The organism is Legionella bozemanae, assembly GCF_001648595.1.
Classification (GTDB): domain Bacteria; phylum Pseudomonadota; class Gammaproteobacteria; order Legionellales; family Legionellaceae; genus Legionella; species Legionella bozemanae.
In genome coordinates, this window is the sequence record NZ_LBAW01000006.1 from 110,337 (window position 1) to 122,491 (window position 12,155).

Here is a 12,155-nt window from a genome sequence, read left to right on the forward strand (position 1 = left end):
CAAAGCAAAGGCGTAATACGCTGATGAAAAACTGTGTCACAGGTCACTACAAAAACCAGTTATGTTCCATTGTAGCAGCACAGCGGAACCCGGGTTTCGCTCAATACATCCAAATAATGGAAGCGATCCCCACGTGGTCTATTACAAAATTGTAGCTTGGAGTGAAGAAATATCATCTCTTCCAAGCTACGGTTGAAAATACTCATTTAACTGCGGACATACTGTTAAATTAAATTTACTGCACCTTCCAAACGTGTCTTAAGTAAGAAAAGAATTGCTTTCCTTTTCTTATGGGTAAGAGCATTTGATTGTGCCAAACTCAAACAATATTCGCTAAACGCAGCAAGTTTTTCTTTACTTGTTTGTGTTGATTCATCAGGAGCATGCAATTTTTTGTAACTTTCTTCTAGCTCGCTCGCAATAGCATCCATTATTTTGGGGGCAGGATTTCCTATATTTTCTAACCCCTCTTGTTTGCTGACTGTGGTAATTTTTTCCAAAAGCTCATTTATCTGTTCAGACGTTACTTCATTCGCTTGGGTAGACTTTTTCGTAATCGCTCTTAGGTAATTTTGATTATTACTTTCCCAATATTCTCTATCTCCCTGGAATGCAATTACAGTCATTAACACGCGAGAATCAATTTCTTTTTGATTGAATAAGGCTCGATTGGTAATATTAAAAGTCCAATCATTTTTCAGCCTAAAAAATGGCCGATACAAAGTTGCCATTTCTTTATCTGTTACAGGATCATAAATTGTGAAAGTTGTACCCCAAAAATTCATACTCGCCTTAGCTAATTTGGTGTAACCATCTTGCCCATAAATATCAAACGTAGGGAAAAAGGCAAATAATTTTTCATCAGCCGATCCAATAAAATTTTCATAATTATCATAAACATCAAAATGAGCAGTCAGAGAAAAAAATTTTGACCGTGCATATGCCAATTTATTATCGAATGGATCAAAAAACTCATAGGTCAATAAGAGACTTAGAAATTTTCTATATAAAGTGCCCAGTTTTCGTGTTTTTGTTTCAATATCATAGCTCGTTGTTAAACTGATCCAATGTTCTTTGATGTACATCTCATCAGGAATTTCTGTGTTACCAAAGGCAAAACTTATATTGATTATCATTAATGATGAAAACAAAATGGCAATTATTTTTTTCATATAGACCTCATTCTAAATAAATATTCCGTTGTATTTATTCTTTTCAGGAAATGAATTTGATACGTTCAAATCTATTCCTGATTCAGAACAAGGCCGATTATATGGGAGTACTCTTAAGGGAGTATTAAGTGGATTTAACATGAATTTGCTATAAGAAAATAGCATTATTTTCTTATAGCAAACTAAGCTGTCTAGAATAGCCATATAAAATGCGTCACATTTTTACGGGATAATGTTTGTTGCGCGACATAAAAAGTATAAAATAATTTATACTTTTTATGTCAAACTTACGTTAATTTAGCGGGTAGACTCTTAACATCAGGATTTTTTGAATAAGCATCAAGAATTTCGTTAATTAATTGTTCAACAATACTTTCTTTCATCTCATCTTCAATCAAACCAACCTTTTCTTTCATACTATTCAAGCGAGTTTCTAGTTCCTTAGCAACTGAACCATTAGGAAATAATGCTGCCAAAAGGCGCCTTGCTTCCCCGGGACCAAGATGGCGATACAAGTGGTTTCTCACTGTAGCATCTTCAGCTGTAGTACTGAAAGCCCATAGTTCAACCGGTCCTAAAGTCAAGGTAAGCAACTGCACATTCACTCCAGCTTTAGTAGCGTATTGTGCCAGGAAAGTACCACCCCCTTGCCTTGGACCATGTACCCGAGTGCGTAAAGCAGCTTTTGCAGTATCGGTAAGTCCAAATATCGAAGTAGTTTTTTCGATCGCCTGTGAAGGTCCTGCATCCATAATGTAAATTGCAGTAGCAAAATCGATCATTACAGCATCAAAGTCATCAACTGATTGTGATAATAAAGCAATTTGTACTTTCCACTTACGGCCTTCACGCATATCGATAATAACTTGCTCACGCACCGCAGCAGATTTTGAAGTACGGTGAAACTCATCATAAACAATACGTTTGTGATCTTCTCGAATTTCTCGCACTCTTTCTTGATGATATTCTTTGTATTGTTCCGGTATATTGTTTAAGCTCTCTTCAGTTAAATAATAGTGCCTTGCCAATACATAACGAGCCAGCATGTACATAACCGCAGTCTGTCTGTCTGCAGCGTCCCCGCCGCTTTTCGCTACCTCATCAAGGTCAAGCGACACCACACGCGCATCACCAATATCAAAACTACTCACACGAGATAAAATAGGATATTCACGAACTGCAGCAGAGATCATTCGTGAAAACGCATTAATTAATGATTCACCTGTTGGTGCCGTTATTCTTTCGTATAAGTCTTCAATAGAAGGAGTACGGCAAATTGATGCAGCATCAGCTAATAAAGGCATTGCATAACGTTGAGCAAGCATCGCTTCATGCACAAAACCTGCAGAATAAAGCGAGTCTGTTACCTCCCACCAGGTTGATTTTGAATCACGAACAAACCCAATTTCCTCTAAAATACTGTCAAGAAACTCCTCCACTCCAGGGGAGTAAGGTGCGGGATTAAACTCATCAGCCAAACTTTTATATAGTTCATCTACTACCATACCTGCCAAATCCGGCATACCATCATAGGGTCTTTCTGCTCCAAGGGGGGTAGTTAGCAATGTAATAAAGTTAACTAAAAACGCACGCTCTAATGCCGTGGGATAGCGGCATCCTAATTGTGTATCAAAAGGATTGATTGAATACTCAGGAGTCATTCGTAAACGGTGATAAGCAACCAGATGGCGTTTTGATGCTGGAAGCGCTTCTTTTAATAATGAGATAAGACCACTACTTGAAGGCCCAATATCAATAATCGCAATACGCGGTAATCGTAATAACCCACCCGATAAGCATAAAGCTAAGTTAATCGCATTGGATAAAACTGATTTACCAGAACCTGGACGCGCATAAACCAAATCAATCCACGTCGTTTGTTCTGTAGATCCTGGCTGAAAAGGCCAAGGTTTACCATCAGGTGTCCTAAAGAGTAGTGCTCCTTTTGTCCAAGGTGATGCAGGACGTGTAATAGGCAATATCGAAACTATTGAGCTTAGTGGAGCAACTGTAGGAACTGCTACGCTGTTAAGGGTAGCGCCTAACATACTAGAAACAAAACCACCAAAAGGATCGCCACAAATTTCCGAAACATCGGTTGATCCCCAACCTTCAATTGCTTTTACTAATTCAGAACTTCTTTGACGTAATAACGCCAATCGGTCTTCAGGCGCCCAAGTTGTGGCAACAACTCGCAAGCGAACGATTGCTTCATCGGTATTAAGCTGAATGTATTTTAATAAATTCACCGAATCACTGATCAATCGATTTTGTGCTGAGCTAAAAGTTAGAATCGCTGCGAGAAGTCCTTTAAGCTTAATAGTTGACAGTCCTTCACTTTCAATTAAAAAAGATATTCTCCAAGGAATATGTGCGGGCAATATACGCGTAAATAACTGAATAAAGGGTCTTATATCTTTGGGAAATAAATCGATGTAAGTTGATGAATAAATCTTATCTCCAACCCTAACCGTACGTAAATCCAATACTTCTGCATCACGAGGAAATACTTGTTTTGCTAATGGAGGCCATAATAAATCAGAAGCATCACCTTCAAAACTATTAATTTCGCGAACTGTAACCTTATCTCCAGGTAAACTTGGCCGCCAATCATCTGCTGTATAATCAGGATCGGCAGTCATGCGAATGGCATGTATTGCATCATGAACTTCCAGTAATTTAGCAAAAACATGAAGCGAATCTAAATCATTCAAAACGGAACGAACATACGCATCATGGGTATCACGTAACTCTGGAATTGCTGCATAGATAGTCTGGCTGTTTTTAAAAGGAGGAGCCTTCATATCTTTGATCATTTTCATTTTAGCTTTACTTGCTGCCTTTAACTGATCAGAGGGCAAATTGAATGGTCGGGTAATGAGCACAAAATAGACACGCTCTTCTGCGCAATACTGTGCCATATAATTGACTCGTTCCTCAAACAAGTCCGTTAAATTAAGTTCCAGCCGTCTTGCAGTTGCTGTAGCTGGCTCATAAGTATCTTGGATCAATTTCCTTATATTTTGTTTATCATGGCTAAAGTAAACCTGTAAGGCATGCCCTGGACGTCCCATAGCTCCTTGAAATGAATTGGTGATACCAGCAACCAAATTGTCGAATTCTAAACTTCCAACAAGGGCTGATACCCCTTCAATTTTCAAAATAGATACCAGGGAACCATCATGATTAACCAATACTGTTGGACTATCTGCTGATTCCAAATCAATATAAGATTCTGTTGTTTGCTTGAGCGAAGTACTTAGCCAGGCAAAGAAGGTATCTATTCCTTCAAAAAATGATTCTGACCAATGCGCCATTCCTTTCCTCACATTTAACTAATAGCTAACTTGAAATTTCTTCTAATGCGCTAGCAGCCCATTTTTCAATTTGTTTACGAAATTTGGCCCGCGAAGGCAATAGAAGTATATCTTTAAACAATTGAGCTCTTCTCTCTTCGTCATTTACACCTGCATCGATCATTAGCTGACCAAATATTGCAGGGTCACTGGTTCCCTCTCCAAATTTTTCCTCCACAAGTTGTGAGCGAAACTTGAATGCTCGATAAATATTTTGTGCACTGGATTTATATCCAGTATCGTTCGTGATTGCACAAAATAATACGTGACATATGCTATTTAATTCAGGTTGAGTTAGCTCTGGAAGATAAATCAATGTTCCTCCACCATAACCACCAACACCAACGGACTCAATAAAAAAGCACTGTGCACAAAAACAACAAGAGGTTGCTAAGTTATCCAATTTATTATTGGCGTAATTATTATCGAGATTAATTACCTCTTGAAATAAGCGCGCTTGAAATCCACAAAACCTGCAAGTATATCTATCTCTTTGAAATACTTTTTGCTCAAACGCTTTAAATCGTTCGTCAACCTTCCTGGCAGAATATAAACGCCATGATCCCGGCGTAGCCATTAATTTCAATTTGTGTTGTTGTTGATTAACTGCCATCTTCTGGGCTCACATTTACAATAAACTTTATTGGCAATTATTTATTTAATACCTATTAAAAGATCCTCTACCCTTTAGCAGGGAGAGGATCAGAAATGAATCTTACCATTTTTATTATAAGAGCAACTACTATGCTATTAGCTGCCACTTGTATAAACTGTTCCTGTAGGTCCAGCAGTTGTACCACCACTGCCCCCGAACATTGTAACCCCGGTTACTCCTAAAATAGAAGGTAGGAACAATAAGGCCGCAGCGATAAAAACTAAAGCAATTGGTGTACCTATTGGAATTTGGGTCGGGTTATCTTTGTGCTGTTTAAATTTCATAATAGCACCAATTGAGAAACCCAATCCGGCCAGGTAAGAACCCGCAGTTATTAATTTTGTCAAATTTGTAAATGACGAGGTAATCGTTGATGCCATCGTTCCGACGGATATCCCACCTGCGGCAGCATCTTGACTTACCAAAGCCAACAAACTTAAACAAATAAAACTGCTTAACCAATATTTGTAACTAGATTTACTAATGACTTTACTCTTCACCTTTTTCTCCCCAATTAAATTACAAAAAATTAACTAAAATCAAAATCGTGCCCTGCCTTGTCTCACGATGTCCCATATAAAGTATTATTAATCATCTCAATTGTACCTACAATGTTGATTGCCAATATTCCTCCAAAAACATGCATTAAGCCTTTTCCCGTTCCTCCTGGTGGTTGTCCTTGTGAAGCAGAACGCGCAATCAACACCCATCCTCTTACGAAGGCAATCAAACCAATGACCTGAATAATAATTGTCAAAGGCCTCCCCACCACGCTTCCAGTACCAAATAAAGTATCAAGTGTCGCATTACTACTGCTTACTGGAGCATACTGGAGGACATTTTGATAACCAAAGGTACTTACCATTAATGATGAAAACGCCGATGGAAAATAAATAAATATGGCGCCAACTAACAAATATACAATTGGTTCTTTCATACTCGTATTACTTGACATCATAGTCCGGGCTTCACCATATGTCTTTAAACTATAGACTGCTTTGAATAAAAATGCACAGCCGATTAGATACGCGCCTCCTGTAATCATACGTTCTACAGGAATCAACGAATTTGCGACATTAGTTAGTATATTAACCTGACCCGATATCCAGCAAGCAACTGTTCCGCCCGTACATGTATCAGCCATACAAACACCTCAACTATCTTCTTGACTAAATCTAATTACTCGCCCTGAGCTCGTTAAAACCCGACCCTGCATAGAGTCAATAAGCTTAACTACCCCATATCCTGCGATTTTTGATCCTTCTCTTACTGTAAGTGTAGAACCATTTGTGCCAATTAGCCAAGCCCGACCAGGAATTACTGCATTTATATAGTAAATTATTTGCGAAGATGCTGGTTTAATGTGTATTACTCGCTTAACAGGTTTAGGTTTTGTCCGCTCTATTAGTACATTAATTACTTCTGATTGCTTCACAACCTGATTATTCAAATCGCTAATTACCTGATTTAGTTTTGTAATTTGTGCATTTAATGCGTTTACATTATTATTGATGTTGCTTACTTGCTGGTTCATTGAGCTCACCTCGGATTGAACGGTTTGTTGGCTCGACTCAATAGACGCTACTTTCTGTTGTAACGCTGCACTCTCTTGAACCATTGGAGGAGGTGTCTGTTGGACTACTGGTTGTTGGACTGGTTGTTGAACTTCCGGTTGTTGCTGAATTGGCGCAGGTGGAATCTCAGCTTCCTTCGGCTGCGGCGTTATTTCCGCTATAGGAGCAGGAGTCTCTGTCTCTTTAGGAGTGGGAGTAGATTTAGAGAACATCCCGCCGATAAATTTATACATCAACATCGCAAAAATAATTATACCTACCGCAATTAACGCATTACGTTTGATATTTTTTGGGGGCTCCCTCCCCCCTGATCCTGCAGAGGGAGAACTTGTTGAATCAAACTCTGAACTCTCAAGCGGTTCGTTCTCAAGAGAATCTAACTCAGCGAATTTATACTCATCATTTTGATCATTATCTGCCATTTTTACCTACCATCAAATTAAATAGATTTTACATCCTGAGTAAATAAAACCCCCACAGGAGTTCCTGCATAGACCTCAACAGTTGTAGGTGTATTAAATAATACTTGTGCTTGCTGTCCCCATGTCTTACCAACAGTAGCCAAACCAATCACAGCATTTTCTAGTGTAGAACGACCAACACCATTTGCAATGGTTACGTTATTGCCCCCACCTGTACCTCCAATGGTAACCGTAGTATTAGCAGACTGGAATGCATTACCAAAGCCCTCTAAAAACGAGGAAGCAAACAATGAACCGTATCTCAGTAAATAATGGTTATTTGTTTTACTGGAAAGGGCGGTTCTTGCAGTATTTGGATCAATTGCATAAGCAGAGATCGGGATTGTTTTTGGCGCGCCTGGAATTGACATCGTATTAAATGTAATAATCATTTTATTGGCATTCGACGGTAAATTAAAACTACCAATGAGCTTGGCACCCTTAAGTCTTCCCGAAACGATACTCGCAAGAATAGGGCCTGGCTCATCACTATTCACTGAGGTATCAATTACAGCGAAAAGTACGTCGCCTGTTTTAATCATATTCACTTGCGTCGTAGATACAGTAGTCGTTGAAGCCTGAACAGCACCTGGCCCTCCAGCAGCTCCCGCAGCTACCACTTTCTCATCTTCCTTATTTCCTGCGGTATAACTCTGTGTAGGTACATTTTTCCAATCTGCAATTAATTGGTTCGCAGCCGTTAGCATATCAGAAGTTTTTTGCTGAATTTTTTGTTGGTATTTTTGTTCAGCTTGCTGCTGGTTTTGTTTGTTGATAATGGCTTGCAACTGTTGATTACTCGCAGCAGAGCCTGGAAGTGTTACTGCAGCTCCTCCTGGGCCTTGGCCTAGTGTGGGAACTCCACCAATGTTAAATGCACCTTGCTGAATATTTGGTGCGCCCAAGCCTGCAACTTGTGAGCCTTCAGAAGCAGTCTGAATGTTCTGCAATTCTGCTGGGCTGTATCCAGCATTTCTTAAATCAGCTGCACTAAAGCCTGCATCAGCCAATTCTTTGGCACTAAAACCCGCCGCCTTCATCTCTGCAGCTGTAAATCCTGCATCTTTTAGGTCTTTGGCACTAAATCCTGCATCTTTTAATTCTTTTGCATTAAAGCCAGCGTCTTTTAAGTCTTTAGCACTAAAACCAGCATCTTTTAACTCTTTAGCACTAAAACCAGCATCTTTTAAGTCTTTAGCACTAAAACCAGCATCTTTTAAATCTTTAGCGCTAAAGCCTGCTGCTTTTAGTTGCGCAGCTGTAAAGCCTGCATCTTTTAAATCCTTAGCACTAAAGCCGGCATCTTTTAAGTCCTTGGCACTAAAGCCAGCGTCTTTTAAGTCTTTGGCGCTAAAGCCAGCATCTTTTAACTCTTTAGCACTAAAACCAGCATTTTTTAAATCTCTAGCACTAAAACCCGCCGCTTTGAGCTCTGCAGCTGTAAAACCGGCATCTTTAAGCTCTTTAGCTGTATAACCGGCATCCTTTAGCGCCTTTGCAGAACATCCAAGTGTTTTCTTAATCGTCAGTGCGCTAACTCCCGCAGCTCGTGCTTTCTTCAATGACTCAACACTGCAATCTGCAACACGTCCGCTCGCAATGATATCTGCCGGGCTTAATCCCGCATTTTGCAAATCCTTGGGAGTAAATCCAGCAGCAAGCAACTGTGCTGGGGTAAATCCCGCATCAAGTAACGATTTAACATCATACCCTGCATTTTTTAACGCTTCAGCACTGCATCCATTTAACTCTTTAATCCGTTTTGCAGAAACGCCCGCTGCGAAGAGTTTTTTCAGATTATCTGGGGAACAACCTGCCGCTTTGATTTGTTCATCCGTCAACGGAGTTGCAGCTTTGATTTCCTGAGGTGTGAAACCGGCATTTGCTAAATCTGCATCAGTAAAGCCAGCGGCTTTTAACGCTTGGGCGCTACACCCCGCATATCTTTTAATTAAAGCTGCGCTCACCCCTGCTGCTTTTTCTTTTTTTAATACATCAACATCACAACCCGCTTTCTTTACATCATCAGGAGTAATACCCGGCGGCAATTCATTCTCGGCTGCTCTTATATCCGCGGCAGAATAACCTGCCTTAGCAAGATCATCTGGTGTGAATCCGGCATTTAATAAATCTCTGGCAGTAAAACCCGCTGCCCTTAATTCTTCAGGAGTAAAACCAGCTCTTTTTAAATCTGCTGCACTAAATCCTGCATCACGCAATTCCTTAGCAGTAAAACCAGCCGCTTTTAATTGTTCTGCACTGCATCCACTTATCCGTCGAATTGCAGAAGCAGAAACTCCTGCTTTACGTAATTTAACCAGCGCATCGACATTACATCCAGCTTTTAATACATCTGCAGCAGTTATTCCAGCTGGTAAACCACTAGCTCGAGCTATCTCCTCTGGAGTATAGCCAGCTCCTTTCAATTCATCATCAGAAAAACCAGCGTCTTTCATCTCCTGGGCAGTAAAGCCTGCATTACGTAATTCACAAGCATTAAAACCACACTCCCTTAGTCTTGTGGCTGTATATCCTGCATCTTTAAGTTGCCTTGCATTAAATCCTGCAGCTTTTAATTCTTTACAGGGGCAAACTTGATCGAGCTCCCTTAAAGTATAACCATTATCTTTTAATTGCGCGCAGCTACATGCTCCCTTTAAATCAGATAATTGTGCCCCTTGGCTAACAACCTGACTCACAGCGGTCTTGGAGCAACCTGCGTTTTGTAATGTTTGCAGCCAAAGGCTTTTTTGTGCTCCCTCTTCATTCTCGCGTGCTAATGTTGCAAAACCTACTCCTGTTTGCCCGCCTTGAGAACCAATGACCCCAACGCCCTCACCCAATGCTTGGGTTCTGATAATTGTTGGAATAGCGCTTCCACCGGTTTGCTCTGCTTTTTGTGCCTGGCTAATATTTTGTTCTTCCTGTAATTTAGCATATTGAGCCGTTGGGTTAAGAACACCTGGAATAGATTGGATAGTACCTGGAGTATGCCCAACAGTTGCAACTGCTGAAGGCCCAGTATTAATCGATCTTAATTTTATATAGCCTATTACTATAGCAATCACTATCAGTACTATTGTAAAAATGATAATAACTCGTGTCCGAGTATTGGAAAAAAGTGACTTTATATTTTCTTTTCTGCCAGCCATTTATAACCCTTCTACCTTAAGCTGCATGACCTTCCCATGCCAGGAAACTAATAACACCGGTGACTTTTGCATTTCATAAGCATGCGTCCCATCTGCGCTGGTCATACTTGCCAACCAGCCCGGTGACAATATTGTAAGATTGGTTCTAACATACATTCTGTCATTAGCTAACCATGCACGCGCATCTCCTCCAGTAATATTTAATCGTTTGCTTCCAGGAGGAGGCACACCATCTAAAACATGAAGAAGCAATTCACTCGCTGAGGGTGGGATGCCTGTTTCTAGAGGCATGGTTTTCGCATTTGGTCCAAAACCTTGAACACGCAAATCAACTCGGTAATCTACTGCTTTTTGTCCGGGTATCAGCGTCAGCATTACCGGGGTATTTAACCCTCTCAAACGGACAGCCAAATTACCATAATTGTATAATTTCATTGCTTGAATCATTATTGTATTGCTTGTTTTATCCCATTGAATATTAAATGAGTTCGGATCCCCTAAATCATAAGCGGCAATCGGCCATGGTGCTCCGGATGAATCAAGAAAAACCAATGAAGAAACAAATCCCTGTGCCAAACGAATGACAGGCGGAGTCGAGCCAGGGGACAAATTCACAAATTGAGAAGTCGCTGTGGGCTTTGGTGGGGTGCCAGCGGGCGAAGCCTTAGCATATTCCATAGTTTCACTTATTTGTCTTAATTGAACAATTTGCTCTGTACTCAATGGATAGATGTTTCTTGTCATATCTTTAAATGCTTTATTGTCAATGATCTCTTCATCATTTTGGGTTATTGGCGCATTAGGATTAGGTGCTGCTCCTGGTGGAGGAGTTTGAGCTGGCGCTGGAGTAGGTTGTTTATAAATATTATTTGCAAGAGGAATAGGAATATTTTGCCCTTGATTTTGGGCTGGTGGAGGAGTTTGAGCTTGACCAGGAACGGGGGCTGGATTTTGCCCTGGTGGCTGATTTTGTCCTGCTGGTTGGTTTTGTGATAAACGTTGTTGCAGTAAGCGTAACTGTTGTAAGGCTTGTTGGGCACTATCGGATTCCTGGGCGTAAGAAGAAACAGGAATCCAATAAACTATTCCACACGTCAAACAAAACTTTAAAAACCAGTTCAGCTTTTTCATTAAGACACTCCACCTGCGGCAGGTCCTACAACAAATTGCGATATACCTATTCCCCTAGGCGAATTTAAAGTAGAAACACGGGTAATTAACATAGTAACCACATTATTTTGCTGAGTAAATTCGCTGGCGCTCTGGTATGTTACTAATATAGGCATTTGTACTCGCCATGAAAAACTTCCGTTCAATACGCCTTTTTGCAAGATAATGGGAGCTCGCGTTGCTACAGCAGAAACAATCAGCTTTTTAGCCTTCACCGCATCCAGGTTATTTGATTGTTGTAACGCACTTAGAAATTGATCCCAACCTTCGGGGGTAAAAAACCCAGAGGAAGCCTGCAATTCATCTCTATAGTTGACGAAATTATAAGTGAATGCAGCAATAGCAGCCTGATTTGCCCATTGTAATACTGCAGAATCTGATTGATTTGGCTCATTTAAAGGAAATAGAGGTGTGATCCGGCCATTAATACTGGTTGCAAAATATTTAGGCGCTGGGGGATGGGTAATCATATACACTAATAGGGCAGCTAGGATTATATTGACAATAAGAGCAATTAACAACGCAAGTATTACTTTACGTTGACTGTCTTTATAAAATTTATTTCTTAGTGCAACTACTGTCAAGGCGTCTTCAGCCATAATATCCTCTATTTAT

At 40.3% G+C, this 12,155-nt stretch carries 9 protein-coding genes; all 9 read right to left on the bottom strand.

Annotated features, from left to right (window positions below; all coding sequences use genetic code 11):
* Positions 1 to 224: 224 nt before the first annotated feature.
* Positions 225 to 1,172, bottom strand: a complete 948-nt coding sequence (locus A8O27_RS07185) for an LURP-one-related/scramblase family protein (protein ID WP_058458689.1) — start codon at positions 1,170 to 1,172, stop codon at positions 225 to 227.
* Positions 1,173 to 1,459: 287 nt separating this feature from the next.
* Positions 1,460 to 4,489: a putative type IV secretion/conjugal transfer ATPase gene (locus A8O27_RS07190; RefSeq protein ID WP_058458690.1), complete on the bottom strand. Its 3,030-nt coding sequence runs from the start codon at positions 4,487 to 4,489 to the stop codon at positions 1,460 to 1,462.
* Positions 4,490 to 4,514: 25 nt separating this feature from the next.
* Positions 4,515 to 5,141, bottom strand: a complete 627-nt coding sequence (icmJ, locus tag A8O27_RS07195; protein ID WP_058458691.1) for a type IVB secretion system protein IcmJDotN — start codon at positions 5,139 to 5,141, stop codon at positions 4,515 to 4,517.
* Between the two features lie 137 nt (positions 5,142 to 5,278).
* Positions 5,279 to 5,683, bottom strand: coding sequence for a hypothetical protein (locus A8O27_RS07200; protein ID WP_058458692.1), 405 nt, complete (start codon positions 5,681 to 5,683; stop codon positions 5,279 to 5,281).
* A 62-nt stretch (positions 5,684 to 5,745) separates the two neighbouring features.
* Positions 5,746 to 6,327, bottom strand: coding sequence for a hypothetical protein (locus tag A8O27_RS07205; RefSeq protein WP_058458693.1), 582 nt, complete (start codon positions 6,325 to 6,327; stop codon positions 5,746 to 5,748).
* A 9-nt stretch (positions 6,328 to 6,336) separates the two neighbouring features.
* Positions 6,337 to 7,179 (bottom strand): type IVB secretion system protein IcmG/DotF, encoded by an 843-nt coding sequence (gene icmG, locus A8O27_RS07210; RefSeq protein WP_058458694.1) that lies wholly within the window; start codon positions 7,177 to 7,179, stop codon positions 6,337 to 6,339.
* 17 nt (positions 7,180 to 7,196) lie between these two features.
* Positions 7,197 to 10,370 (bottom strand): type IVB secretion system protein DotG/IcmE, encoded by a 3,174-nt coding sequence (dotG, locus tag A8O27_RS07215; protein WP_058458695.1) that lies wholly within the window; start codon positions 10,368 to 10,370, stop codon positions 7,197 to 7,199.
* Positions 10,371 to 11,501 carry a DotH/IcmK family type IV secretion protein gene (locus A8O27_RS07220; protein ID WP_058458696.1) on the bottom strand — a complete coding sequence of 377 codons (1,131 nt, stop codon included), beginning with the start codon at positions 11,499 to 11,501 and terminating at the stop codon, positions 10,371 to 10,373.
* Complete coding sequence (locus A8O27_RS07225) at positions 11,501 to 12,139, bottom strand: type IVB secretion system apparatus protein IcmL/DotI (RefSeq protein ID WP_058458697.1); 639 nt, start codon at positions 12,137 to 12,139, stop codon at positions 11,501 to 11,503. The genes A8O27_RS07220 and A8O27_RS07225 overlap by 1 nt, the downstream gene beginning before the upstream one ends.
* Positions 12,140 to 12,155: the final 16 nt, after the last annotated feature.